Here is a 26,675-nt window from a genome sequence, read left to right on the forward strand (position 1 = left end):
CAATAATTTACGTAAAGTTAGCTTTTTGCGTCGATATTTTAATGTTGTCTTAAACGGCTTTGAGCCGCTATCTGTTGTCCTTCCGCTTGCTGTCCCCCCTTGGCAGGTAAACACGAAATGTTTTTTGCCGCATGGATAACGCACATTGTGCTGTGCCAATGCGCGCATTCCCCACAAAAAATTCGGCATTGTCGGTAAAGTAAATTCATACCTCATTATTTTTGGCCTGGTTATTTACGGCCAAACATTGAACGACTGAATGGAGAGAATATGCCGCAACTGCCCCTGAAGGATTCAACCCTCTATCGCCAGCAGGCGCTTATCGCTGGCCGCTGGGTCGATGCGCACAGTAAAGAGACTCTCGAGGTGAGTAATCCGGCAACCGGTGACATCATTGCCCGGGTTCCGGCGATGAATGAGCAGGATACCCGCGAGGCGATTATGGCCGCCGAGAATGTCCGTCACGAGTTTGCCGACACGCCCGCAGCAGAACGTGCTGCCATGCTGGAAAGGTGGCATCAGCTGATCCTCGATAATACCGAAGATCTGGCGATCTTAATGACCGCCGAGCAGGGAAAATCTCTGGAGGAGGCGCGGGGTGAGGTGCGTTACGGCGCGAGTTTCGTGAAATGGTTTGCCGAAGAGGCACGCCGGATTTATGGCGAAACCCTCCCGCGCCTACCCGCGACCGCCGTATTCTGGTGCTTAAACAGCCCGTTGGCATTGCCGCTGCGATTACGCCGTGGAATTTCCCGATTGCGATGATTACCCGCAAATGCGCACCTGCCATAGCCGCAGGCTGTCCGATAATTGTCAAACCTTCGGATTTAACCCCGCTCTGCGCGCTGGCGCTGGCCGAACTCGCGACGCGCGCCGGGATCCCCTCCGGCGTTTTGCAGGTTGTGACCGGCATGCCGCAGGGCATCGGTGCCGAGCTGACGTCTAATCCGCTGGTGCGCAAACTGTCGTTTACCGGTTCAACCCGCGTAGGGCAATTGCTGATGCGCCAATGTGCCGACTCCGTCAAGCGCCTGAGTTTCGAGCTGGGCGGAAATGCTCCCTTTATTGTTTTCGACGATGCCGACCTCGAATTGGCGATCGCAGGCGTTATGGTGAGCAAGTTCCGCAATGGCGGGCAAACCTGCGTCTGCGCCAATCGTATTCTGGTGCAGCGCGGCATTTACGACAAATTCGCGGCGCGGCTGGTGGAGGAGACGCAGAAGCTCAAAGTCGGCAACGGTTTCGAGCCTTCAACCACGATAGGCCCGCTTATCAATAAAGCCGCAGTCGAGAAGGTGAATCGTCATATCGATGATGCCCTGAGCCAGGGCGCGCGGGTGTTGACGGGCGGCATGGCAGAAGGTGACAGCCATTTTGCCAAACCGACCGTGCTTGCCGATGTGACGTCGAGCATGCTTATCGCCAATGAAGAGACATTCGGGCCCGTCGCGCCGCTGTTCTGTTTTGACGATGAACAGGAAGCTATCGATTTGGCCAATGCCACGCCGTTTGGATTGGCCGCCTATTACTTTACCGAAAACCTGCGCCGTTCGTGGCGGGTGGCGGAAAAACTCGAGTTCGGCATGGTAGGGCTTAATACGGGTTCTGTCTCGCTGGAAATAGCGCCATTTGGAGGGATTAAACTTTCCGGCATTGGTCGCGAAGGCGCGAAAGCCGGTATCGAAGAATATCTCGAAATGAAATCTTTCCATATTGGCGGACTGAATTAATTAATCTCTCCCCTTAATTGCTGTGTGTTCTGTGATTTATCCTTGAAAGCATAAGGAATGCGGCTGTCACCTCCCCGACAGCCGCCTTTTTACCTCCCGCCATCTTGCCGATTTTTGCCTGCGTGCCATGCGGATTTACCGTGAACTTTCACGGTGCAGTCTCTTTTTAACCATGAAAAATAACGGGTTAAGCCAATTCGTGCGTTTCATTGCATCCATTTTGGTGCAGGTTGCGCGGGCTTTTTCCTGCTTATGGTGCAGCGCTCGTCGATAAACAGAGATGCGCTGTTTTGCAAAAATCGATCCGTGAAGTTTTACCCCGCAAGACGGCATAAAACGTTTTTTGGACTCGTTATTCCGCAGATTACGTTTTCCATAATATGGCACGCTTTATGCTTACTTATTTATAAGCCGCATTGAGGGTCGACAAAAAAATAATCGAATCGAAATGCCGAGTAAATTGATTAGCCAAGAAAGCGTTTATTTTAACCGGCTCATTCAATGAGGATTATCCGGGGGAAAATAAAAGCCAGTTTGTAAAAGTGGTTATTAATTGATCGCGCTGGCGTGAGGGAAATAATCGCCATGACATTAATGCCTGTGACTGTTTACCAGTAATCAAGAAGGAAGGGTTCACTATGTTGAGTTTTGATCCGGAAAGCGTGTCTTTGCCAAAGGGGCATCTGATTGGCGGCAAAATCCATGAAGGTGACGGCGAACGCCTGCGTGTCAATCGCCCGTCTGACGGACAATTTCTCGGCGAGATCCCGGATGGTGATGCCGCACTGGTAGACCTTGCGGTCACCAACGCGCATCAATCCTGGCTGGAAAGCGGATGGGGGACGCGTCCGCCGCGCGAACGGGCCAAAGTCCTGCGTCGGTGGGCCGACCTGATTGACGCCCACGCCGAAGACCTTGGCCGCCTCGAAGCGATAAGCTCGACGCGTCCTATCTTTGACGTGGTCAATCATGAAATTCCGTTCACTGCCGAAGCCATCCGTTTCTATGCCGAATGCTGTGACAAATACAGCGGCGACGTGCTGCCCACCCGCACTGCGAGTCTCGGCATGCTGGTCCCGGAACCTTACGGTGTCATCGGTGCCATCACCCCGTGGAATTTTCCGCTGTCGATGGCCTCCTGGAAACTCGGCCCGGCGCTTGCGGCAGGGAATGCCGTGGTGCTCAAACCTTCGGAACTGACGCCATTCTCCAGCGTTCGTCTGGCGGAACTGGCTATCGAAGCCGGTCTGCCCGCAGGCGTACTGAATATTGTGCAGGGGCGAGGAGCAAGCTGCGGCAGTGCGCTGGTCAATCATCCGCTCATCCGCAAAGTCTCCTTTACCGGTTCTACCGCCACCGGCGCGCAGATTATGAGCCAGGCGGCATTGAATGGCATGAAACCGGTCACCCTCGAACTCGGCGGCAAAAGCCCGCAACTGGTCTTTGATGACGCCGGGGATATCGATGTGGTCGCCGCACGCATCTTCCGCGGCTTTACCGCCAACGGAGGACAGGCCTGTGTGGCCGGAACCCGTCTCGTGGTGCAATCCGGCATTGCCGAGGCGCTTGTCGGCAAACTGGTGGCGTTGTGTGAAGGCGTCGAACCGGGCAATACCTGGCAAGGCGGCTGCCGCTACGCGCCCATTATCGACGTGCGTCAGGCCAAAAAAATCGAATCCATTGTGCAGGCGGCTATCGACGAAGGTGCGCAACTGCTGGCGGGTGGCGAGTTCTTCCCGAATACCGGGCAGGGCTATTTCTTCAAGCCCACGCTGCTCGCGGGGGTCGGCGCTGAATCTGCCGCCGTGCAGGAAGAAATTTTCGGCCCGGTGCTGACTATTCAAACCTTTGAAACCGAAGAGCAGGGTCTGGCTTTGGCCGACCACGCGATTTACGGACTGGCGGCGGGCGTTCACACCCTGAATATCGACCGCGCCTTGCGCGCCATGCGTCGACTGGCCGCAGGCACCGTCTGGATCAATCGTTATGGCCGCTCCGGCGATTTCATTATTCCTACCGGCGGTTTCAACGGGTCCGGAATCGGCAAGGATCTTGGCCGTCAGGCCTTCGAAGCCTGCCTGCGTTACAAGAGCGTTCTGATTGATTTTTAATCGTTATCACCACTTTTAACCACGACATCACTATCAGAGAAGGGGATTATCATGGCGGTATTCAAACCTAAGTTCATTACTTTCGACTGTTACGGCACGCTGATTAATTTCGACATGGCCGGTGCGGCTAAAAACATTTTTGCCGATCGCGTCTCGCCGGAAGAGATGTCGGCCTTTACCACCGATTTCGCCCGTTACCGTTTCGACGAAGTGCTGGGTGCGTGGAAACCTTATGATCAAGTCGTGTGTCAGGCGATGATCAGAACCTGCAGGAAATGGGGCGTGGAATACAAAGACAGCGACGGCGCGGGCATCATGGAAGCCTGTGCAACCTGGGGTCCCCACCCTGACGTCCCGGCCGGTCTTGCGAAAGTCGCCAGGGAATTCCCGCTGGTGCTGCTCTCCAACACCATGAATGACCTGATTCCGCAGCATGCCGCGCGTCTTGGCGCACCGATTCACCGCATCTTCACCGCCGAGCAGGCACAGTCCTACAAGCCGAAAATGAGAGGCTTCGAGTACATGCTCGATGAGCTGGGCTGTGGTCCCGAAGACATTCTGCATGTCTCTTCCAGCCTGCGTTACGACCTGATGACCTGCTACGACATGGGGATCAAGAATAAAGTCTGGGTCAACCGCGGGCATGATCCTGCCAACCCGGCTTACGAATACACCGAAATCAAGGACATTGGCGGCCTGGCAGGCGTAGTCGGACTGTAATTCACAACGCCTGCGGGCAGGCGATAGACGGCACGGTAAATCTGGATGAGGCACAGGTATGAAACTTGAATCATTTTGGCAGGCAACGGCACCGGTATTCACCGGTGCGGCGGCGGGCGAGCTTCCGGCAAAAGCCGAGGTGGTGGTCGTTGGAGGGGATTTACCGGGCTGTCTGCCGCTTACAATCTGGCGAAGGCTGGAGTCGATGTCGTGGTGCTGGAAGCGGGCGAGGTTCTGAGTCAGGCTTCGGGTCGCAACGGCGGACACTGCAACACCGGCGTGGCGCAAAACTTTGCCGGACTGGTTGACAGTGTCGGCCTCGAGCAAGCCTCTATCTATTATCACGCCTACGCCGATGCGGTGAACTATGTGCACTCGGTGGTGCAGGAAGAGGCGATCGACTGCGACCTTATCCGCACCGGCAAGCTTAAACTCGCCAGCAAGGCCAAGCATTTCCCCTCGCTGGTTAAAACTTATGAACTGCTAAGGCGCACCGTCGACAGCAATGTCGAGCTGATTGATGCCAGCCATATTCGCGACGAAATCGGCTCCGACGCCTTTCACGGCGGTCTGCTGCAAAAAGGCGGCGGCCAGATGCACATGGGCAAGTTCGGCGTGGGGCTGGCGCAGGCCGCTGCGGCAAAAGGGGCGGTTATTCATGCGCATACGCCGGTTACCGGCCTGCAGCAGATTGACGGCCACCGTTACCGCGTCAGTACCGCACGCGGCGATATCGATGCCGGACGCGTGCTGCTTGCCACCGGCACCTCGGACAAAGGGCCGTTCGCCTGGTTTCAACGCCGTATCGTGCCGGTCGGCAGCTTTATTATCGCCACCGCGCCCCTGACGCCGGGCCAGCTCAAAGAGGCGTTTGTCAACAATCGCACTTATGTCACGTCGCTGAATATCGGTAACTATTTCCGCACAACGGCCGACAATCGTCTGATTTTCGGCGGGCGCGCACGTTTTGCCATCAGTAATCCTACGTCGGACGCACGCAGCGGTGCCGTGCTGCGTCAGGGGTTGAGTGAACTGTTCCCGCAACTGGCCGACGTAAGAATCGACTATTGCTGGGGAGGACTGGTGGATATGACCGCAGACAGGCTGCCACGCGCCGGTGAACACGAGGGCCTGTTCTATTCAATGGGCTACAGCGGTCACGGAACGCAAATGTCGGTGTACATGGGCAAAGTGATGGCAGCCTTGATAACCGGTCAACCGGTTGGAAATCCTTGGCAGCGCAGCCAGTGGGCCGCCATGCCGGGATATTTTGGCAAGCCCTGGTTTTTACCGGTGGCGGGCCTGTATTACAAAGCCAAAGACAAGGTTTCCTGAGTCGGCGGCACACACAACGCAGTTACTTCATGGCTTTTTTCGGTAAATACCGCATTCGGGGAGATTTCAATGAGCAAATTTCGTAAAGAATCAGGTCCAGATACACCGAAGTCAGCATCAACAGCGGGTTCACTCGCTGACATCAATATTTCTCGTCGCGGCATGATGAAAATGTTTTCCGCCGGTGCGGCTCTGAGCACCGGGATAATCAGCCTGCCAAACAGCGCATGGGCCGTAGAGGCCGCGCCGGTGCAAGGCGGTAAACTGCGCGCCGCCGCGGCCAACTCGTCGGCAGCGGATACGCTGGATCCGGCCAAGGCCAACAACAGCGGCGACTACATGCGCCAGTACATGTTCTACAGCGGCCTGACCGAACTCGACACCAAGCTCATTCCGCAGATGGGACTCGCCGAATCCATCACCAGCAGTGACGGCATCTTGTGGAGCATCAAGCTGCGTCAGGGCGTGACCTTCCATGATGGTAAATCGCTGACGGCGCAAGATGTCGTGTTTTCACTGTCGCGCCACAAGGACCCGGCTACGGCGTCCACGGCAATCGCGCTCGCCAAGCAGTTTGCCAGTATCAAGGCCGTGGGCCTGATGGAAGTCGAGCTAAAACTCGAACAGGCCAACTTCGACCTGCCGTCGATTCTGGGCACTCCCGCATTCCTGATTTTGCAGGACGGCACCAAGGATTTCAGCAAGGCTATCGGCACTGGCCCCTATACGTGCAAGGAGTTTTCGCCGGGGACCCGCACCGTGGGCGAGCGCAACAAGAATTTCTGGAAGCCCGGCCTGCCGCACCTCGATGAAGTCGAGCTGCTGGGAGTGACCGATCCCGCCGCACGCGTCAATGCGCTGCTCTCCGGCGAACTGCATTTTGTCTCTACCCTGAGCTCGCGCGACGTCAAGCGCGTCAACGGTTCCGGCACCTGTTCGGTACTGGAGAGCAAGTCCGGCATGTACAGCGATTTAATCCTGCGCCAGGACGCCGCCATCACCAGCAATCCCGATTTCGTGCTGGCGATGAAGTACCTTCAGCCGCGCGAAATGCTGCTGAAAACCGTGGTGCAGGGCTTTGGAACGATGGCCAACGACCATCCGGTTCCGCCCTGGCATCCGTTTTTCAACAAAGACCTGCCGCAGCGGCCAAATGATTTGGACAAGGCCAGATTCCACCTCAAGAAGTCCGGACTCGTCAAACCGAGCCTGGAAATTGTCGCCACCGACAACATCGAAGGTGCGATGGAAGGGGCGCAGTTCCTGCAACAACTGGGCAGTCAGGTCGGCATGAATCTCAAGGTGCGCCGCGTTCCTTATGACGGTTACTGGTCGCAGCACTGGATGAAACATCCGCTCGGCTACGGCTCGGTCAACCCGCGCCCGACGCTGGACATGCTGTTCAGCCAGTTCTACAAGTCGGATGCGCCGTGGAACGAATCCGGCTGGAAAAACGCGCAGTTCGACCAGTTGGTCACGGCGGCACGCGGCGAGCGCGACCAGGCGAAGCGCAAACAGATGTACGGCGATATGCAGGAGTTGGTCTATAACCACTGCGGCACGATTATTCCTTTGTTTATCAGCGCACTGGATGGCTACAGCAATAAAGTCAAAGGGGTGGAATCCTATCCGTCCGGCATGATGATGGGGTATCGCTTTACCGAGTTTGTCTGGTTAACCGCGTAGTCCGGAGGCAACAATGAATCAGCTTATCCTGTTCCTTATTCTCCGTCGTATCGGTTCTGGCGTGCTGACGCTGTTCATCGTTTCGGCGCTGGTGTTTATCATCACCAGCCTGTTGCCGGGCGATGCGGCGCAGCAGGCACTGGGGCAGGCCGCGACCCCCGAAACGGTGGCGGCCCTGCGTGAACAGCTCGGCCTGAACCTGCCGATTTGGCAGCGCTACTTCATGTGGCTCGGCGGGATGCTGCACGGTGATTTTGGCACGTCGTTTGCCAATCATCTGCCGGTCAGCAAACTGGTCGCCCAGCGTATTCCCGCCACCTTCGAACTGGCCGGAATCACCACGCTGGTCTCCGTGCCGCTGGCGCTTCTGATAGGCATTACGGCGGCGATGAAACGGGGTTCGCTGATTGACCGCATTCTGGTGGTCGGCACCATGTCTGTCGTCGCCGTGCCCGAATTTCTGGTCGCGACGGTGGCAGTCATGGTGTTCGCGGTACATCTGCACTGGTTCCCGGCGATGTCGCTGGGTTCCACCGATCAGGATTTCCTGAGCTACCTGCGCGCCTATGCGCTGCCGGTCTTTACCCTCTGCTGTGTGCTGATAGCCCAAATGGCGCGGATGACGCGCTCGGCCATCATCAACCAGCTCGACAGTTCCTATCTCGAAATGACGTTGCTGAAGGGCGTGAGTCCGCTGCGCGCTGTGCTGCGTCATGCCTTGCCGAATTCGGTCGGGCCGATTGCCAACGCCATCTCGCTGAGCCTTTCCTATCTGTTTGGCGGGGTGATTATCATCGAAACCATTTTCAGTTATCCGGGACTGGCAAGCCAGATGGTCGATGCCGTCAGTAACCGCGATCTGCCGATTGTGCAGCTATGTGTGATGCTGTTCAGCGGCTGTTATCTGCTGCTTCTGCTACTGGCCGATATCGCGACCATCGCCTTCAATCCGAAGCTTAAACAGTAAGTTACCAGAGGGGACGCGTGATGCGTAAAACAGTAAGAGTGTTAAAAACGGCGCTGAACTTCTGGCTATCGCTCTCCGTGACCGGTCGCGTGGGCCTGAGTATCAGCCTATTCTGGCTGTGCATGGCGCTGTTTGGCGGCTGGATTGCGCCCTATAACGTCGAAGACCTCGGCGCAGGCGGCATGAACGAAGGGTTCAGCCGTGCCTTCCTGCTCGGCACGGATTATCTCGGCCGCGACATGCTGACCCGCGTGCTTTATGGCGCGCGCTACTCGATTGGCCTTGCGCTTTCCGCCGCCGTGCTGGCGAGCGTATTCGGCACCTTGCTGGCGCTGCTGGCCGCGATGTCCGGCCGCTGGCTGGAAGAGTTGCTGGGCCGCATCAATGACGCGCTTTTGATTATGCCGGGCAAGATCATGGCGCTGCTGATTGTGGCGGTGTTTGGTTCCTCGCTGCCGATGCTTATCGTCACCGCCGTTATCAGCTACTGGCCGGGTGCGTACCGTATCGCCTATGCGATGGCCTCGAATCTGCGCTCGATGGATTATGTGCAGGCGGCGCATCTGCGCGGTGAAAGCAAACTCTATATTGCGCTGACCGACGTGCTGCCCAACATGCTGCACCCGATGCTGACGGATTTCGGGCTACGTTTTGTCTATATCGTGCTGCTGCTGAGCGGTCTGAGCTTTCTCGGCCTGGGCGTGCAACCGCCTTATGCCGACTGGGGCACACTGGTGCATGAAAATCTTCAGGCCCTGTTTGACGGATCGCCCGCCGTGCTTATTCCGGCGCTCGCCATCGCCAGCCTGACCATCGGCGTGAATCTGTTCATCGACAGCCTGCAATCGCGTCGCACCATTCGTCTGCAACTTGAAGAGGAGGCGGCATGAAGAGTCAATCCATCCATTCTGCGGGTCATCACGATATGACACAGGCACCTCAAACCGACAAGCCGGTGATAGTCAACGTTCGCCATCTCGAGGTGCAGGCCAAAAACGATGCGGACGAGGTGATTACACTGGTGTCCGACATCAATTTCGAGGTCAGAAAAGGCGAAGTGCTGGCGCTGATCGGCGAATCCGGCTCCGGTAAAACCACTATCGCGCTGGCGTTGATGGGGTATGCCCGTCATGGCTGTCGCATCAGCGGCGGTGACATTGAACTGGCAGGCACCGACGTCACACACCTTTCTGCCCGTCAACTCAGCCAGTTTCGCGGCTCGACGGTGGCCTATATTGCCCAGAGTGCCGCCGCGTCCTTTAATCCGGCCATGACCCTGATGGATCAGGTGGTGGAACCCGTCTTGATTCACGGCACCATGAAACGCGCCGAGGCCGAGAAAAAAGCCGTCGACCTGTTTCGTGAACTGGCGCTGCCTTCGCCGGAAACCATCGGCAAGCGCTATCCGCACCAAGTCTCGGGCGGACAGTTGCAGCGCGTGATGGCGGCCATGGCGCTTATCGGCGATCCTGAGGTCGTGATTCTCGATGAACCCACCACGGCGCTGGATGTGACCACCCAGCTTGAAGTGCTGAAAACCTTCCGCCGCGTGGTTAAACAGCGCGGCACCACGGCCATCTACGTCAGTCATGATCTTGCCGTAGTGGCGCAGATGGCCGACAAGATTCTGGTGCTGCTGAAAGGGCAGATTGCCGAGTACGGCACGACGGAAGAGTTGCTGCAACGCCCGCAGTCGCCTTACACCCGCAGTTTGCTCGACGCCGCGCAGCACAAGCCGCGTAACAGCCCGTGGCAGCCGGAAGCGGCACCGCTCAAGGCCTTGCTCGAAGTGCGAGACCTCGCCGCAGGATATGGTCCGCTGGATGATAATGGCAACCCGAAAATCAGCATCTTGCAGGACATCAATTTCAAGCTCTATCCGGGTCAGGCGATAGGCATAATCGGCGAGTCCGGCTCCGGCAAGACCACGCTGGCGCGGGCGGTGGCGGGCATGATTGCGCCGAGCAACGGTTATATTCTGTTTAATGAAAGTTATCTGAAAGGCGACATGACGGCCAGAAGCCCCGACGAGCTGCGCCGCATCCAGTTTGTGTTCCAGATGGCCGATACCGCACTCAATCCGAGTCAGACCATCGCCACCATTCTCAAACGCCCGCTGGTGTTTTTCCACGGTCTGCGCGGCAAGGCGCTGGATGCCCGACTGAAACAGTTGCTGGATCTGGTGCGTCTGCCGCACAGCATTTTGCATCGTAAACCGGCCGGGCTTTCCGGGGGCAGAAGCAGCGCGTCAATCTGGCGCGGGCGCTGGCGGCAGAGCCGGATCTTATCCTCTGCGATGAAGTCACCTCGGCGCTGGACTCCGTCGTGGCCGCCGCCGTGCTGGATCTCATTTCGGAGTTGCGCCGCGAGCTCAATGTGTCGTTCCTGTTTATCAGTCACGATTTGCATGCCGTGCGCTCCGTGTGCGACGACATCATCGTTATCAACAACGGCCAGATAGCCACGCAGGTGAGCCGCAACGATTACGACAAGGCCTCCAGCAGTCTCTATTACGAGCGGTTGAAACGCGCCGTGCCGGAACTGCGTCAGGGTTGGCTCGAAGAGCAGGACGGCGAACCGCTGGGTCTGCCGCTGGCCGAATAATGCCGACATTTTTTGCTTTAGACACGACGTTTAACAAGGAACCGCCGTTCATGCCCGCACCGATTAGATTTGTACAGGACAGCCCCCATTTTCCCGACGCAGTCGACGTCGTGGTGATAGGCGGCGGTATTGCCGGAGTCGCGACCGCCTATGAGCTGGCGCGGCGCGGCGTTTCGGTGGCACTGCTCGAAAAAGGCCTGATTGGCGCCGAACAGTCGAGCCGCAACTGGGGCTGGTGCCGTCAGCAGAATCGCGACGAGCGCGAGCTGCCGCTGTCGATTCATGCGCTGCAACGCTGGAAAACGCTCAGGCAGGAAACCGGCGAGGAGCTGGGTTTTCGCAACACGGGTCTGGTTTACGCCACCAAAAAACAGGAGGAGATAGATGCCTGGGAAACGTGGGGCCAGATGGCCAAAAATTACGGCATGCACAGCGAAATCCTTACCGCAGAGCGCGCCAAGGCCTTGACCGCAGGCAGTGTTTCAACATGGCGTGGCGGAGTCTATTCGCCCACCGACGGCCACGCCGAACCTTCGCTCGCGGCACCCGGACTGGCTATTGCCGCGCAGAAGCTCGGCGCGCAGGTGTTTCAATATTGCGCCGTGCGGGGACTCGATGTCTCGGCAGGGCGCGTCAGCGGAGTATGGACCGAACGCGGTCTGATTCGGGCGGCGTCCGTCGTGTGCGCGGGAGGCGCGTGGAGCTCGATGTTCTGCCGTCGTCACGGCATCGACCTGCCGCTTGGCAATGTGATAGGCACCGCCATGCGGACAGCGCCTATCGAGCAGGTCATCAAGATGCCGCTGTACACGGAAGGCTTTGCCTGCCGCCCGCAGCTCGACGGCAGTTACACGCTGTCGGTGTCGGGTCGTGGCCGGGTGGCTATCGGGCCGCAGGGTCTTCGCTACGCCAAAAATTCTATCCGACCTTTCAGGCACGGCGTAAAAATCTCAAGGTGCATTTCAGTCCGAGCGCCTTTTTTAGAGGGCCGGAAGCGCTCGGGAAATGGCAGTTCGACGCGCCATCGCCTTTTGAAAAGGTCCGCGTGCTTGACCCCGCCGCCGACAGTGCCATGGTGCAGGAGGGCATAGACGCCATGCGCCGTGAGTTTCCGGCGTTGGGCGCGGTGCGGGTCGTGCAGTCGTGGGGCGGAATGATCGACAGTACGCCCGATGCGGTGCCGGTTATCTCTGGCGTGGACACACTGCCTGGCCTGTTTATTTCGGCAGGCTACAGCGCGCACGGCTTCGGCATTGGTCCGGGGGCGGGCAGCCTGATGGCGGATTTGGTCACCGGCAGCGTGCCGGTTGTCGATCCGACGCCTTTCCGTTATAACCGATTCAACGATGGCAGTGACATTAACAAACCGGGAATGATGTAAATGACAGAACAGTCCGCAGTGATGCACCCCAATACGCTTTCTCCTATTACCCTTCGTGAGATGACGGCCGACGATCTGCCTGCCTGTCATGGATTATCGCAGCAGGTTTCCTGGCCGCATCGTCTGGAAGACTGGCAACTGGCGCTGCACTGCGGCAAAGGCTGGGTGGCCGAAGCCGAAGGCAAGGTAGTCGGCAGCGCCATCTACTGGCAGTGGGGCAGCGACTACGCCACGCTGGGTCTGGTCATCGTCAGCCCCGAATGTCAGGGGCGCGGGATTGGCAAGCAGTTGCTGCTGACCTTGACCGGCAAACTCGACGGCAGCATCGTTCGTCTTCACGCTACGCCGGAAGGCCGCCCGCTGTACGAGAAACTCGGTTTCGTCGCCACCGGTGAAATCCGTCAGCAGCAGAGCCGCGAATTGCCCGCCATTGCGCCGCCAGAGTTGACCGTCGACGAAGCATTGCGTGCCCTGAATGCCGACGATGTGACCAAGATGACGGCGCTGGATGCCCAGTCGAGCGGTATGCAGCGTGGCATTTTGTATCAGGCGCTGGGCGACCCGACAAGCGCGATGCGCATGGTGAAAGGCCTGATGCTGACCCGGGACGGCGAACCCGCCGGTTTCGCCATGCTGCGTGAATTTGGTCGCGGTTATGCGCTGGGTCCCGTGATTACGCAAAATGTGCAGGATGCCCAAAAATTGATTGCCCAGTTGCTGCACGAAATTCCGGGTCAGTTTGTGCGTCTGGACGTTGAAGCAGACAGCGGTCTGGCCGAATGGCTCGATACGCTGGGGCTGGCGTGTGTCGATAGCCCGACCACCATGTACAAAGACGGTGCGCCGCTTCGCGCGTCCAACGGCTGGCGCAATCTTGTGCTGGCGACACAGGCCATGGGCTAGGAGTTATCGTGAAAACCATTCTCTATAAGTCCGACCCCGCGCGCGGTGCATTATGGCAACGGATTCTGGCCGACATCGCACCGCAATATCGATTCATTCAGTGGACGGACCTCGATTTTTCCAGAGGCGATCCGGCCGTGTTCGCCGAGGTCGAGTATCTGGTCGTCTGGATGCCGCCAGAAGGTCTGGCGCAACGTTTTCCGCAGCTGAAAGTGCTATTCTCGATTGGTGCCGGTGTCGACCAGTTCGACCTCGGTGCACTGCCAGCCGGTTTGCCGGTGGTCAGAATGGTCGAGCCGGGACTGACGCAGGGCATGGTCGAATATGTCACTTTCGCCGCGCTGGGTCTGCATCGCGACATGCCGCGCTATCTGCGCCAGCAGCGTGAACAGCAATGGAAAAGCCACCCGATGGTCAGTGCGTCCAAACGGCGTATCGGCGTGATGGGGCTGGGGAACTCGGAGAGGCTACACTTAAGATGTTGATGAATTTCGGCTTCGAGTGTCATGGCTGGAGCCGTTCCGGGAAAGCTATCGAGGGCGTGACAGGGTGGGCCGGCGTAGAACAACTGGCGCAATTTCTGGCGCACAGCGATATTCTGGTGTGCCTGCTGCCTTTAACCGCCGACACGCGCGGCATGCTGAACGCAGAGCTCTTTGCCCTGTTGCCACAAGGCGCATCGTTGATTCAGGTGGGGCGCGGAGCACATCTGGTGGCCGACGACCTTCTTGCGGCTCTGGACTGCGGCCAGCTTGGCGCGGCGGTGCTCGATGTCACAGACCCCGAACCCTTACCGGCCGACGACGCGCTGTGGTCGCATCCGGCGGTCTGGATTACACCGCACATCGCAAGCCAGACTCAGCCCGAAACGGCAGTCAATGCGCTGCTGGCCAATTTGCAGTGTTTCGAACAAGGACGTCCCATGCAGGGCGAAATAGATAAAATCAGGGGGTATTGATATGAGCAGTATGACCGGTGGCCAGGAAAAGGCTTACGTTGATGAAGCGCTCAAGGAGATCCTGCCGCGACTCGTGGGAATGCGCCAGGATTTGCACATGCATCCCGAACTCGGCTTCGAAGAACACCGTACGGCGAAGATTGTCGCCGATTTTCTGCGTGAAATCGGGCTTGAGGTTCATGAAGGCGTCGGAAAAACCGGCGTGGTCGGTGTGCTGCGCAAAGGGGCGGCAGCCGGAGTGTGGGCCTGCGCGCCGATATGGACGCCTTGCCGATTATCGAACAGGGTACGCCCGAGTATGTCAGCCAGAATCACGGCGTAATGCACGCCTGCGGGCACGACGGCCACACGACCATGCTGCTCGGCGCGGCATGGTTGCTCGCAAAAACGGTAGAGTTCAGCGGCACGGTCAACTTTATCTTCCAACCTGCGGAAGAGGGGCAGGCGGGCGCGAAAGCGATGATTGACGATAGCCTGTTTACCCGTTTCCCCTGTGACAGCGTGTTTGCGGTGCACAACTGGCCGGAACTGCCCGAAGGCGTTGCACAGACGCGTCACGGCGCCATCATGGCGGCGGCGGATCGTTTCGATATTCGCGTATTCGGTGGAGGCGGCCATGCGGCGCAGCCTCATCTTTCGCCGGACACCATGCTGGCGACCAGCGAGCTTGTCGTGCAACTCAACACGATTATCTCACGCTGCATCGACCCGACCGATCCCGCGCTGTTAACCGTAACGCAGGTGCAGGGCGGCTTCTCGCATAACATGATCCCGGCCGAAGCCCGCATCACCGGCACGGTACGCAGTTTTGACCTGCGTGCGCAGGATATTATCGAAGCCAGCCTTCGCCGTCTCGCCGAATACATTCCGGCTGCGCATGGTTTGCAGGCCGAGGTAAAATATAAACGTTATTATCCGGCGACCATCAACTCGGCGGCAGAGGCCGACATCGCCTTGCAGGCGGCGGCCAGTGCAGGACTTGACACCAGCGTGGCCCCGAAACCCGCGCTGACCTCGGAAGATTTCTCCTTTATGTTGCAGCAAAAGCCGGGCGCCTATTTGTGGTTGGGGCAGGGCGATGGCAGCGCCAAACCGCTTGCGCCACTGCATCACCCAAACTATGACTTCAACGACAATGTGCTGCCGCTGGGCGTGAAATGGTTTGTCGAGGTTGTCAAAAAGCAGCTCGAACATCGACTGACTCTCTAGTTTATTTCCCGCGTTTTATTTCCTCACGGGCATCCCACGGCGGATGCCTTTTATTTTCTCGCCTTTCTTCAGAGCACGTTCATTAGTTACAACATACTAAAATTCTTAATACCATTGTGCACCGAGTCGAATTCATTCAAAGCCTGTCAGTAAATAGGGCGCAGATATTCCCGTCGTGAGGATAAGGCGAGGGCAACCTGAAATGAAAATTAAGCAGAGCGAAATTAACCGCGTTAGCGCGCCGAAAACCGCATGATATTTTTTTCACACCGTCATTACGGCACGAAATAAATCGGGGGATTGAGATACTAATTCAAATTCTGACTGCGCCCCGAATTAACCGAATGAGGTATTGCCATGCACAACGTATTGAATACACCCCTTGCCACCCAGGATGAAACAGACTGGCTTGCACTGCGTGAACAGCATGTTCCACGCGGTGTGGTTACCGCACATAATCTGGTGATAACCAAAGCCAAAGGCTCGGAAGTCTGGAGCGATGAAGGTCGCCGCTATCTGGATTTCGTCGGCGGGATCGGCGTGCTGAACGTCGGTCATAATCATCCGGAGGTCGTCAGGGCGGTGCAAAAACAGCTTGAGAATGTCTCTCATGCCTGTTTCCAGGTAGTCGCTTATCCTCCTTATATCGAATTGGCCAAACGTCTCAATAAAGTGGTCGGCAAGGGCGAGCATTATAAATCGGTGCTGTTTACTTCGGGCGCGGAAGCGGTCGAAAATGCGGTGAAAATTGCCCGTTCTTATACCAACCGTTCCGGCGTGATTGTATTTGACGGCGCTTTTCACGGCCGTACATTATTAGGCTGTGCGTTGACCGGCATGAGCCAGCCTTATAAGCAAAACTTCGGGCCTTTCCCGGGCGATATTTATCGTATTCCCTATCCTAATGCCTTCCACGGTATTACGCCGGAAGATTCCCTGAAAGCGCTGGAAACCCTGTTTGCCACCCAGACCTTGCCCGACCGCGTGGCCGCCATTCTTATCGAACCGGTGCAGGGCGACGGCGGTTTCCTGCCTGCGCCAAAAGCCTTTATGCAGGCGTTGCGCGACCTGACTCAGCGTCACGGCATTCTGCTTGTCTGTGATGAAGTACAAACCGGCTTTGGTCGCACCGGAAAAATGTTTGGGTTCCAGCATTCGGATATCACGCCGGATCTTATCACCGTGGCAAAAAGCCTCGGCGGCGGATTGCCGATATCAGGCGTAGTCGGCAAAGCCGAAATCATGGATTCTCCTACACCTGGCGGGTTGGGCGGCACCTACGGTGGCAACGCGCTGGCCTGCTCGGCGGCGCTGGCCGTACTCGACGTGCTGGAAAACGAGCGTCTGCTCGAGCGCTCCGTGAAACTGGGTCAACAGCTTGAAGCGCACCTGCAGCAGCTGGCAGAAAAATATGCCTGCATCGGTGAAGTGCGCGGCGTGGGCTTTATGCAGGCGGTGGAAATTGTCGATTACGACACGGGCAAACCCGACGCCGCCTTGACGGAAAAAATTCTGCACAGCGCCTGCGATGCCGGTTTGCTGCTGATCAAATGCGGGCTTTATCGCAACGTGATCCGCTTCCTGGCTCCGTTGGTGACGACCGATGCCCAGCTGGAAGAGGCGATGCACATCTTTGATATCGCACTGGCGCGTGGAACCGGGCGGTTGGATTAATTTTTATCCATTTATTTCAATGAGTTTCGAAATTATTTCCCGCTGAAAACTCTCTGCGTCCGGCGCTGGTGTTTATATATAATATCGTGATATACCGTAGTGTAGTATTCATGAATTATATGTAATTTCAGGGTCGAATCAGGCGCAGAGGGACAGCTGCTCTTTATTCCGGGTCGACGCTCAAGATGACAGTGAGGTGCTATGAACGGCTTTTTAAAACTTGATCGCATCGACATCAATATACTGGTTCAACTGCAAAAAGATGGACGTATCAGTAACGTCAACCTGGCCGATGCGGTGGGGCTGTCGCCGAGTCCGTGCCTCCAACGGGTCAAACGTCTTGAAAGCGCGGGATACATCACGGGCTACGAGGCGCACGTCAATCTGCCGAAAATCACCGATTCCGTGACAGTATTTACCGAGGTGACGTTACAAGGTCACAGACGTGAAGAGTTTTCCAAGTTTGAAAACTGCATTCGTGAATACGATGAACTGATTGAATGCCATCTCATTACCGGCGGCTATGACTATCTGCTCCGTTTCATTACTCGCAGCATTGAGCACTATCAGGAAGTCATTGAATCTTTACTCGATAAGAATATTGGTATCGATAAGTATTTCAGCTATATCGTCATTAAATCCCCGATTATTAAAAGCAGTGTGCCGTTGCGTACATTGCTGACCCAGCAAATGCAAAACACCAATTAATCAGGCTTTATTTCTGCGGCTTTCGACCATGAAAACGGGTCGCGAGCCTTTATTGCAGAATAATGAGGGCTTTTTTACGTTTTTATGCTTTATTTTCGTTTTGTGATCGATCTCAATCTTGATTGCTGGGGAATAAACGAATAAGGTTTGTCCTATCGGCCTGTTAATTCTGTGGGCTTAATCAGGTTTCTAATCAAGATACATTCCTGGCGAGGGAGAAGACGCTTTTAAAGTTATGGCAAGGTTAATGGGTGGAGGTATTGAATGGTGTTAACTCGAGATTTTCTGCGTAACGCAGACTGCAAAACAGCATTCGGCAGCATTGACGAAACAATGTTACTGTCCTCGGAGCAACGCCTGGCCTCGCTCGACTGTACGCTGGCGAAAAGACCCGACCAAAGTCCGGTATGGATTTTTGGTTATGGATCACTGATGTGGAACCCTATCTTCGAGTCGGAAGAGGCCTGTCCGGCCACACTCAACGGCTATCATCGCGCATTCTGTCTTCGTCTCATTGCCGGTCGCGGCACCCAGGCACAGCCTGGCCGGATGCTGGCTCTCAAAGAGGGAGGCAAAACCACGGGACTGGCATTTCGTCTGCCGGAAGACAAGCTACGCGAAGACCTAGAGCTCTTATGGAAACGCGAAATGCTGACGGGTTGCTACAATCCGACCTGGTGCGAGCTTGAGCTTAGCGACGGACGTACGGTAACCGCATTGGTGTTTATCATGAATCCGCTGCATCCTCTGTTTGAAGCCGACACCAGTTATAAAGTCATCGCGCCCTTGATTGCCAGGGCTTCAGGTCCGTTGGGTACCAATGCCCAATACCTGTTTTCACTGGAAGAAGAGCTGAAAAACTATGGCATGCGGGATGACTGCATGAGTGAACTGGTTAATCAGGTGCGCATGTTGCTCGGCATTTCCCCTACGCCTTCTGCCGATATTCTGCTCGGCTAGCCTTATTCAAGTTACTAAGAGCCTGACCCAAAAGGGTTGGGCTTTTTTTTGCTTTCTGCGGAACTTTTACAAATTCCTTTATTGATACGCTTAACGGGAGTTGCAATCTTCCCGATGCTGAGCATAATGTGAACCGTTTTAATAACTATTCTCATTATCAATTTCAGGGAAATGTATGCACGCGCAAAAACAGGCTATCAGAGCGATAAAATCGCCACGTAAGCTGTTGTCCGTTTCAATCTCTACGGCGTTGGCGTTGTTTAGCCTGCCAGTCATGGCCGCGACTTCACCCGCGACCGCTTCCACCGGCAACACCAAAGCCGCCAATGGCGACACCATTACCGTGACCGCCGCGCCCGACAAGTTTACTTCCGGTGGCGACCAACTGGTTCCCGCGTATCTTGACGGCGGCTTTGCCAACGGCGGACGTCTTGGTTTTCTGGGGCAGCAGAGTGCAATGGATACGCCGTTTAGCGTTGTCAGCTACACCTCGAAACTGATGCAGGACCAGCAGTCCCGCACGCTTGCCGATGTGCTGAGCAACGATGCGTCAGTACAGACGGGCTATGGCTACGGCAACTATGCCGAAACCTTTGTCGTTCGCGGCTTCTCGCTCGACGGTGAAGACATCTCCTACGGCGGCCTGTACGGCATTCTTCCGCGCCAGATTATCCCGACCGATCTCGCCGAACGTGTGGAGCTGCTCAAAGGGTCCAGCGCTTTCCTTAACGGCGTTCCGCCGGGCGGCACGGGCGTAGGCGGGACCGTCAATATCGAACCGAAACATGCTACCGACACGCCAATCAACCACGTTTCCGTCGATTACGGTTCCAAATCGCAAATTGGGGGAGCCATTGATCTGGGCCGTCGCTTTGGTGATGAAAACCAGTTTGGCGTGCGGGTCAATATGGTGCACCGCGAAGGCGATGCCTCAATCGACAACATGAAAAACCGTTTGACGATGGGTTCCGTAGGCCTCGATTATCGCGGCGACCGCCTGCGCACCTCTCTCGATGTGGGCGTGACCAAGCAGTCGATTCATGGCGGACGTCCGGTCGTGTATCTGGGCAGCGCCACCGAAATCCCTTCCGTGCCGAAGGCGAGCAGCAACTACGGTCAGAAGTGGGCTTATACCGACATGACCAATGAATTCGGCCTGTTGAAAGCCGAATATGACCTTACCGATCGCTGGACCGTTTATGGTGCGGTCGGCGCGAACCACGACCACGAAGACGGCATCTACAGCTCGCCTACGCTCAGCGATAACGACGGCGATTTCAAGGCCAGCCGCATGACGGTGCCTTACCGCGCCGACAGCGTTTCGGGTCAGACCGGCATTCGCGGCAAGTTCGAAACCGGCTTCGTTAGCCACAGCGTCAATCTTGGCGTCAGCTCGCTGTATCGCAAAACTCGCAGCGCCTACACCCTCAGCAGCAGCTCGATTACCAGCAATCTCTATGACCCGATAGCTGTGGACGTACAGCCAGGCACGCTGTATGCCGGCGGCGATATGGCCAGTCCGGGCGTGGTCAGCCGCACGCGGTCCGAGGGTGTGATGCTCTCCGATACGCTGTCCGTGCTTGATGACCGCCTGCAGTTTATTGCCGGTCTGCGTCGCCAGAACGTGATGGTGATGAACTACGGCTATACCGGAGCAGAGACCTCGAAGTTTGATGAAACCAAAGTCACTCCGGCCTTTGGTCTGGTGGTGAAACCCTGGGAACACGTCTCCTTCTACGCCAACCACATTGAAGCGCTGCAACCGGGCGAAACGTCCGGAACTACCTATAACGGCGGACTGGTTACCAATGGTGGACAGGTTTCCGGCGTCGAGACCTCCAAGCAGAATGAAGTGGGGGTGAAGGCCGATTTCGGCCGTGTCATGACCTCACTCGCGCTGTTCGAGATTAAAAAGCCGGTGGGCATGTACTCAGGTAACGGCGATAGCACCTACACCTACGGCAACTATGGTGAAGTGCGCAACCGCGGCGTTGAGTTGAACCTGTTTGGCGAGCCGGTGTTGGGTGTGCGCGTCAACGGTAGCGCGACCTTTATGGATCCGCAAACCACCAAAACACAGGGTGGGGCGTATGATGGCAACGATGCGGTAGGCGTACCGCGCTACCAGTGGGTTGTCGGCGGAGAGTGGGATCTACCGGGTCTTAGCGGCGTGACCGCGACCGGTAAAGTGCTGCGCACCGGTTCACAGTACGCCAATGAAACCAATACGCTGAAAGTGGATGCCTGGACGCGTCTCGACCTGGGTCTACGCTATACCATGCCGCTCAAGGACAGCACCCTGACCTGGCGTGCCACAATGGAAAACGTGACCAACGAGAAATACTGGGCTTCTGCCACCGGCGGTTACCTGACGCAGGGCGACCCGCGCGAGTTCAAGCTTTCTGCGAGTTACGACTTCTAATTCAGACCCCACATAGCATGATAAAGGGGGAAGATGATTCCCCCTTATTTTTTATAATTTTTGACCGCCGCTCTGCAAACCCCGCCCGTTTCGCGCAACTTATAACCGTTTACGACACGTTATGCAAAAATGCATAACTAAAGTTCCCAAAGGACTTTATTGTCTCTTCAAAACTGCCCTACACTCCTAAAATCATTAGCAACTTCGCTATATTACAAGAGCGTCTATCAATGAAAAAATTGCTTCCGTCCATGCTTTTTGCAGCCATTGCTGCATCTTTTGGGGTACAGGCCGCGACACCGTCAAATACACTGGTCATTGCCCAGTCGCTGGATGATGCGTCAAGCTTTGACCCTGCGCAGGGTTTTGAACTGACCACCGTGCAGGCATTCAACAACGTTTATCAACGTCTTGTGCAATCCGATCCGACCAATCCCGTCGATTTAAAACCTGCGCTGGCCTCCTCCTGGCAGGCCGGAGCCGACGGCAAGAGCATGACGTTTACCCTGAATCCAAAGGCCACCTTTGCCAGCGGCAACCCGCTGACTGCCGATGACGTGATTTTCTCGCTGTCGCGCGTGGTCAAACTCAATCTTGAGCCTTCCTTTATTCTGACCCAGCTGGGCTGGAACAGTAAAAATGTCGAGACCTTCCTGACCAAGGTCGACCCTCAGCATGTGAAAATCAGCTGGACAGAAAATGTCAGCCCGACCTTCGTGTTGAGCCTGCTGTCGGCGCCTGTTTCATCCATTGTCGATGCGAAGCTGGTCCAGCAAAATGCCAAGGGCGATGATCTCGGCCATCAGTGGCTGAGTGACCACTCGGCGGGGAGCGGGCCTTACAAGATTCGGACCTACGTGCCGCATCAGGTGCTGGTGTTGCAGGCGAACCCTGCCTCGCCGGAAGGCGCGCCGAAGATCCCGACCGTGCTTATCAAGAATGTGCCGGATGCCGCCGCACGTCGTCTGCTTATCGAGCAGGGCGATGCCGATATGGCGCGTAATCTGGGTGCGGATCAAATGGCCGGACTGGAAGGCAAGGCGGGCGTCAAACCACTGGCCGTGCCTTATGCCTCGCTGTATTTCCTCTATTTCAACACCAAAGCTTCTCCGGCGCTGGGTAATCCGGCCTTCTGGGAAGCCGCGCGCTATCTGTTCGACTATGACCATATCGCCAAAGACTTGCTGAAAGGGCAGTTCCAGGTGCATCAGGCATTTCTGCCGGACGGCTATCTGGGCGCGCTGAATGACAATCCCTACAAGTTTGATCCTGCCAGGGCAAAGGCGATTCTGGAAAAGGCCGGGCTGAAAAATGTCAGCTTCACCATTGCCGTAACCAATCAGCCGCCGTATCTGGATATTGCCCAGGCATTGCAGGCAAGCTTTGCGCAGGCGGGCGTCAACGTCAAACTCGAGCCGGGCGTCAGTTCGCAGATTTCTCTGCGCGTGAAGTCTCACAACTACGATGCCACGCTGTCTTCGTGGGGGCCGGACTACTTTGACCCGAACACCAATGCCGCCGCTTTCGCCTATAATCCGGAAGACGGCAGCAACACGCTGGCCTGGCGCGCAAACTGGAGCATTCCGGCGCTGAGCAAGCAGACACTGGCCGCCACCGCCGAGAATGACAAGGCGAAACGCGTCGAAGACTATCGTCAATTGCAGCTTGCAGTACAGAAGAGTTCGCCGTTCGTGATTGGCCTGCAGGCGCGCAGCCTTATCGCCGTACGTGACAACATCAAAGGCTATGTGCAGGGCATCAACCCTGACATGGTGTTCTACAGCAAGGTCACCAAGTAATGATTGAAAGAACTCCTCCTGCCGGATTAGTCCGGCAGGGTTGGCGTTGGTCGGGCCGCCTGCTGGGCGGCCTTGTTTCGTTGATGCTGACTCTGCTCGGGCTGCTGGCCTTTACCTTTGCGCTTTCCCATCTCGCGCCGATTGACCCGACCATGCAGATTGCCGGCGACCACGCGAGTGAAGCGACCTATGCGCAGGTGCGCAAGGATCTGGGGCTGGATCAGCCAATGGCGGTGCAGTTCTGGCACTATCTCGAGCATCTGGCGCGCGGCGATATGGGCATGTCGAGCATTACCGGTCAGCCGGTATCCAGCGACTTGATGCACACCTTCCCGGCCACCGTAGAGCTTGCGACCTGCGCAATTATACTGGGTGCCATTCTCGGCATTTCGCTGGCATTGCTGTCAGTCTACAAACCGGGCAGCTGGCTCGACAACGTCGTGCGGCTCGTCTCGCTGCTGGGGTATTCGGTGCCGATTTTCTGGCTCAGCCTGCTGGGTCTGCTGCTGTTCTACGCGGTACTGCATTGGGCTGGCGGGCCGGGCAGGCTGGATGACGTCTACCTTTATACGATGGAACCCCGCACCGGTTTCGTGTTGATTGATACCTGGCTTTCCGGCGACCGTGAGATGTTCTTTAACGCCATCCGTCACATGTGGCTGCCGGTAACAGTGCTTGGGCTGCTGTCGATGGCGGGTATCACCCGTCTGCTGCGCGCCTCGATGCTCGGTGAAATCAACAAGGAATATGTAGTCCTTGCCCGTTCGAAAGGGGCGGGTCGTGCGCGCGTGCTGCTGTGCCACGTTTTTCCGAACGTGCTTGGAACATTGATTACCGTGCTGACCTTGTCCTATGCCAGCCTGCTCGAAGGCGCGGTATTGACGGAAACGGTGTTTGCCTGGCCCGGCGTGGGACGCTACCTGACCACCGCGCTGTTTGCCTCGGACACGCCCGCGATTCTTGGCTCGACGCTGTTGATAGGCACCTGTTTTGTGCTGCTCAATACGTTGGCCGACGCGCTGACCTATCTTCTTGACCCGCGAACCCGGTAAGCCTTATGACTCAACTTATTCCCGAACAACCTGCGCTCGCCCGCGTCGTTCCCGGTAAAGGGCCGCGCCGCCTGACGACGCTGACGATAGGCGCGGCGCTGGTCGTGCTGCTGGTGCTGGCCGCGCTGTTTGCGCCGTGGCTCGCACCGTTTGACCCCAACATTCAACACATTGAAATCCGCCTGCTGCCGCCGTCTTCCGCACACTGGCTCGGCACCGACGGATTCGGCCGTGATTTGCTGTCGCGCGTCATCTTTGGTGCGCGTCCCACTTTGCTGCTGGTGTCGCTTATTCTGCTGCTGACCATTCCGTTTGGCCTGCTGGTCGGGATAAGCGCCGGGTATCTGGGTGGCTGGGTCGAACGTATTCTGATGCGCTTCACCGATATCGTGCTCTCTCTGCCAAGCCTGGTGATGGCGCTGGCACTGGTCGCGATTATGGGACCCGGCCTGATGAACGGTGCGCTGGCGCTGGCGTTTACCAGCTGGCCGCCGTTTGCCCGTCAGGCGCGTGCCGAAACGTTGGCGCTGCGCCGCAGCGACTATCTGGCCGCCGCAAGAATGCAGGGCATTGGCGGTTTCCGGCTGATGGTCGGCCATATTCTGCCGTTGTGCCTCCCAAGCGCCGTGGTGCGCGCCGCACTGAGCCTTGGCGGCATTATTCTCGCCTCGGCCGGTCTGGGTTTTCTCGGCATGGGCATTCAGCCACCGACCGCCGAATGGGGATCGATGGTTGCCGAAGGCAGTAAAGTCATCTTCGACCAGTGGTGGGTTGCCGCCGCACCGGGCGGAGCGATTCTGTTTGCCAGTCTGGCCTTTAACCTGTTGGGCGATGGCCTGCGCGACAAGATGGATACCCGAAATGGCAATTAATTCCACCTCAAGGGACGCCGCCGCCGACAGCAATCTGCTGATCGCCAAGGATTTAACGGTCTATGTACCTGGCCCGCAGCCGGTCGAGCTGGTGAAATCGATTTCGTTTAGCGTCGGCCAGCAGCGCGTGGCGTTGGTGGGCGAGTCCGGTTCGGGCAAATCCATGACCGCCCGCGCGTTGATGGGGCTGTTGCCGCATCCCTGTGTGATGCAGGCCAGCCAGTTAACGCTGGGTGAACAGAGTCTGACGCACCTCAAGGAACGCGAGTGGAACCAGCTGCGCGGAAACCAGATTGCGATGGTCATGCAAGACCCCAAACACGCGCTGAATCCGGCGCAACCTATCGGCAGGCAGGTGGAAGAACCGCTGCGCCTGCACGGTCGTTTCAGCCGCAGCGAGCGCAAAGAGCAGCGGTTGGATATGCTCAACGCCGTCGGGCTGCCTAATCCGGCCCAGCTCAGCAAACTCTATCCGCATCAGCTTTCCGGCGGCATGGGGCAGCGCGTGATGCTGGCCATCGCGCTTATCAATCATCCGCGCTGGCTGATTGCCGATGAACCCACGTCCGCGCTGGACTTTGAAATGCGCGAACAGGTGCTGAAACTGATCGAACGACTGGTCGACGAGCGCAACATGGGGCTGGTGCTGATAAGTCATGACTTGCAGCAGGTCGCGGAATATACCGAGCAGGTGATGGTTATGTATAAAGGGCAGATTGTCGACCGACTGGCGTCCAGTCAGCTGGCTCATGCCACGCATCCCTATACCCACACGCTGTGGTCGTGTCGCCCGAGTCTGGCGACGCGCGGTGAAGTGTTGCCGGTACTGGACAGGGAATTACTGGCGCGTCTCGGCGCCGAGCAGGAGCCATCATGAGTCGGGAAATCATCGCCCAGCTGCATCAGCTGAGTGTGTCACATCGTCAGGGTTATGACGTTCGCACCGTAGTGCACGATGTCGATCTCACCATCAATCAGGGCGAATGTTTTGGGCTGGTCGGGCCTTCGGGCTGCGGAAAATCCTCATTATTATGGGTATTGGCCGGGCTGAATACACAGTGGAGCGGGGACATGACCCTGCTTGGGCATCGACTGTCGCCCGGCAAACCTTTCACGGGTCTGCTGCGCCGCGAAGTGCAGATGGTGTTTCAGGACCCGTATGCGTCGCTGCATCCCAAACATCGACTGCTGCGCACGTTGAGCGAACCTCTCAAGCTGCTGAAAGAACAGGATATCGAGCAGAAGGTGGCCGAAGGTTTTCGTCAGGTAGGACTGGATCCGGCGTTGATGCAGCGCTATCCGCATCAGTTGTCGGGCGGCCAGCGTCAGCGCGTCGCCATCGTGCGGGCCTTGCTGCTGAAACCCAAGCTGCTACTGCTGGATGAGCCGACGTCGGCGCTGGATATGTCGGTGCAGGCGGAGATACTCAATCTGCTGAACGAACTGAAAGCGGCGGGATCGCTCACCATGATTCTGGTCAGCCATGATGCCGATGTTATCGATCACATGTGTGACCGCCATGTGACGATGGCGAAGGGCATTGTGTTGAACTGACAGACTGGGTCCCTCATGAAGGGACCCTTT

The 26,675-nt window shown here is 57.0% G+C and carries 15 protein-coding genes and 6 pseudogenes; all 21 read left to right on the forward strand.

Annotation, left to right across the window (positions count from 1 at the left end; translation table 11 throughout):
- The first annotated feature begins 270 nt into the window (after positions 1 to 270).
- The 21 genes and pseudogenes from O1V66_RS06315 to O1V66_RS06420 all read left to right on the forward strand — a co-directional run bounded on the left by O1V66_RS06315 (position 271) and on the right by O1V66_RS06420 (position 26,645).
- Positions 271 to 1,730, forward strand: a pseudogene (locus tag O1V66_RS06315) (NAD-dependent succinate-semialdehyde dehydrogenase).
- Between the two features lie 638 nt (positions 1,731 to 2,368).
- Positions 2,369 to 3,841, forward strand: coding sequence for an aldehyde dehydrogenase family protein (locus tag O1V66_RS06320; RefSeq protein ID WP_045047981.1), 1,473 nt, complete (start codon positions 2,369 to 2,371; stop codon positions 3,839 to 3,841).
- Positions 3,842 to 3,892: 51 nt separating this feature from the next.
- Positions 3,893 to 4,561 (forward strand): haloacid dehalogenase type II, encoded by a 669-nt coding sequence (locus O1V66_RS06325; protein WP_045047980.1) that lies wholly within the window; start codon positions 3,893 to 3,895, stop codon positions 4,559 to 4,561.
- Positions 4,562 to 4,619: 58 nt separating this feature from the next.
- Positions 4,620 to 5,896: pseudogene (locus O1V66_RS06330) on the forward strand (NAD(P)/FAD-dependent oxidoreductase).
- 69 nt (positions 5,897 to 5,965) lie between these two features.
- Positions 5,966 to 7,582, forward strand: a complete 1,617-nt coding sequence (locus tag O1V66_RS06335; RefSeq protein WP_045047978.1) for an ABC transporter substrate-binding protein — start codon at positions 5,966 to 5,968, stop codon at positions 7,580 to 7,582.
- A 13-nt stretch (positions 7,583 to 7,595) separates the two neighbouring features.
- Positions 7,596 to 8,549 (forward strand): ABC transporter permease, encoded by a 954-nt coding sequence (locus O1V66_RS06340; RefSeq protein WP_045047977.1) that lies wholly within the window; start codon positions 7,596 to 7,598, stop codon positions 8,547 to 8,549.
- A 20-nt stretch (positions 8,550 to 8,569) separates the two neighbouring features.
- Entirely contained in the window at positions 8,570 to 9,439 is an 870-nt protein-coding gene (locus O1V66_RS06345; protein WP_045047976.1) for an ABC transporter permease, read from the forward strand.
- Between the two features lie 35 nt (positions 9,440 to 9,474).
- Positions 9,475 to 11,153: pseudogene (locus O1V66_RS06350) on the forward strand (ABC transporter ATP-binding protein).
- Positions 11,154 to 11,203: 50 nt separating this feature from the next.
- A pseudogene (locus O1V66_RS06360) lies at positions 11,204 to 12,534 on the forward strand (NAD(P)/FAD-dependent oxidoreductase).
- Positions 12,535 to 13,437: a GNAT family N-acetyltransferase gene (locus O1V66_RS06365; RefSeq protein WP_045047974.1), complete on the forward strand. Its 903-nt coding sequence runs from the start codon at positions 12,535 to 12,537 to the stop codon at positions 13,435 to 13,437.
- A gap of 8 nt (positions 13,438 to 13,445) precedes the next feature.
- A pseudogene (locus tag O1V66_RS06370) lies at positions 13,446 to 14,395 on the forward strand (2-hydroxyacid dehydrogenase).
- A gap of 61 nt (positions 14,396 to 14,456) precedes the next feature.
- Positions 14,457 to 15,604 (forward strand): annotated as a pseudogene (locus tag O1V66_RS06375) (M20 aminoacylase family protein).
- Between the two features lie 357 nt (positions 15,605 to 15,961).
- Complete coding sequence (gabT, locus tag O1V66_RS06380) at positions 15,962 to 17,278, forward strand: 4-aminobutyrate--2-oxoglutarate transaminase (protein ID WP_045047972.1); 1,317 nt, start codon at positions 15,962 to 15,964, stop codon at positions 17,276 to 17,278.
- A gap of 201 nt (positions 17,279 to 17,479) precedes the next feature.
- Positions 17,480 to 17,986 carry an Lrp/AsnC family transcriptional regulator gene (locus O1V66_RS06385; protein WP_009636219.1) on the forward strand — a complete coding sequence of 169 codons (507 nt, stop codon included), beginning with the start codon at positions 17,480 to 17,482 and terminating at the stop codon, positions 17,984 to 17,986.
- A 267-nt stretch (positions 17,987 to 18,253) separates the two neighbouring features.
- Entirely contained in the window at positions 18,254 to 18,946 is a 693-nt protein-coding gene (locus O1V66_RS06390; RefSeq protein ID WP_187329812.1) for a gamma-glutamylcyclotransferase, read from the forward strand.
- A gap of 175 nt (positions 18,947 to 19,121) precedes the next feature.
- Entirely contained in the window at positions 19,122 to 21,368 is a 2,247-nt protein-coding gene (locus tag O1V66_RS06395; RefSeq protein ID WP_045047970.1) for a TonB-dependent receptor, read from the forward strand.
- Between the two features lie 230 nt (positions 21,369 to 21,598).
- Positions 21,599 to 23,167 carry an ABC transporter substrate-binding protein gene (locus tag O1V66_RS06400; RefSeq protein ID WP_045047969.1) on the forward strand — a complete coding sequence of 523 codons (1,569 nt, stop codon included), beginning with the start codon at positions 21,599 to 21,601 and terminating at the stop codon, positions 23,165 to 23,167.
- Positions 23,167 to 24,219 (forward strand): ABC transporter permease, encoded by a 1,053-nt coding sequence (locus O1V66_RS06405; RefSeq protein ID WP_045047968.1) that lies wholly within the window; start codon positions 23,167 to 23,169, stop codon positions 24,217 to 24,219. The genes O1V66_RS06400 and O1V66_RS06405 overlap by 1 nt, the downstream gene beginning before the upstream one ends.
- Before the next feature lie 5 nt (positions 24,220 to 24,224).
- Positions 24,225 to 25,091 carry an ABC transporter permease gene (locus O1V66_RS06410; protein ID WP_045047967.1) on the forward strand — a complete coding sequence of 289 codons (867 nt, stop codon included), beginning with the start codon at positions 24,225 to 24,227 and terminating at the stop codon, positions 25,089 to 25,091.
- On the forward strand, positions 25,081 to 25,968 hold the full coding sequence (locus O1V66_RS06415; protein WP_045047966.1) for an ABC transporter ATP-binding protein: 888 nt from the start codon (positions 25,081 to 25,083) through the stop codon (positions 25,966 to 25,968). The genes O1V66_RS06410 and O1V66_RS06415 overlap by 11 nt, the downstream gene beginning before the upstream one ends.
- Positions 25,965 to 26,645 (forward strand): ABC transporter ATP-binding protein, encoded by a 681-nt coding sequence (locus O1V66_RS06420; RefSeq protein WP_045047965.1) that lies wholly within the window; start codon positions 25,965 to 25,967, stop codon positions 26,643 to 26,645. Before O1V66_RS06415 ends, O1V66_RS06420 begins: the two co-directional genes overlap by 4 nt.
- Positions 26,646 to 26,675 lie beyond the last annotated feature (30 nt).

Source organism: Rouxiella chamberiensis, assembly GCF_026967475.1.
GTDB classification, from domain to species: domain Bacteria; phylum Pseudomonadota; class Gammaproteobacteria; order Enterobacterales; family Enterobacteriaceae; genus Rouxiella; species Rouxiella chamberiensis.

What these genes read in the sequence shown, in the direction of transcription:
- gabT (WP_045047972.1), top strand. Translation starts at nt 15,962, where the DNA reads ATGCACAACGTATTGAATACACCCCTTGCCACCCAGGATGAAACAGAC.
- O1V66_RS06345 (WP_045047976.1), top strand. Translation starts at nt 8,570, where the DNA reads ATGCGTAAAACAGTAAGAGTGTTAAAAACGGCGCTGAACTTCTGGCTA.
- O1V66_RS06395 (WP_045047970.1), top strand. Translation starts at nt 19,122, where the DNA reads ATGCACGCGCAAAAACAGGCTATCAGAGCGATAAAATCGCCACGTAAG.
- O1V66_RS06365 (WP_045047974.1), top strand. Translation starts at nt 12,535, where the DNA reads ATGACAGAACAGTCCGCAGTGATGCACCCCAATACGCTTTCTCCTATT.
- O1V66_RS06400 (WP_045047969.1), top strand. Translation starts at nt 21,599, where the DNA reads ATGAAAAAATTGCTTCCGTCCATGCTTTTTGCAGCCATTGCTGCATCT.
- O1V66_RS06420 (WP_045047965.1), top strand. Translation starts at nt 25,965, where the DNA reads ATGAGTCGGGAAATCATCGCCCAGCTGCATCAGCTGAGTGTGTCACAT.
- O1V66_RS06405 (WP_045047968.1), top strand. Translation starts at nt 23,167, where the DNA reads ATGATTGAAAGAACTCCTCCTGCCGGATTAGTCCGGCAGGGTTGGCGT.
- O1V66_RS06340 (WP_045047977.1), top strand. Translation starts at nt 7,596, where the DNA reads ATGAATCAGCTTATCCTGTTCCTTATTCTCCGTCGTATCGGTTCTGGC.
- O1V66_RS06385 (WP_009636219.1), top strand. Translation starts at nt 17,480, where the DNA reads ATGAACGGCTTTTTAAAACTTGATCGCATCGACATCAATATACTGGTT.
- O1V66_RS06415 (WP_045047966.1), top strand. Translation starts at nt 25,081, where the DNA reads ATGGCAATTAATTCCACCTCAAGGGACGCCGCCGCCGACAGCAATCTG.
- O1V66_RS06335 (WP_045047978.1), top strand. Translation starts at nt 5,966, where the DNA reads ATGAGCAAATTTCGTAAAGAATCAGGTCCAGATACACCGAAGTCAGCA.
- O1V66_RS06325 (WP_045047980.1), top strand. Translation starts at nt 3,893, where the DNA reads ATGGCGGTATTCAAACCTAAGTTCATTACTTTCGACTGTTACGGCACG.
- O1V66_RS06410 (WP_045047967.1), top strand. Translation starts at nt 24,225, where the DNA reads ATGACTCAACTTATTCCCGAACAACCTGCGCTCGCCCGCGTCGTTCCC.
- O1V66_RS06320 (WP_045047981.1), top strand. Translation starts at nt 2,369, where the DNA reads ATGTTGAGTTTTGATCCGGAAAGCGTGTCTTTGCCAAAGGGGCATCTG.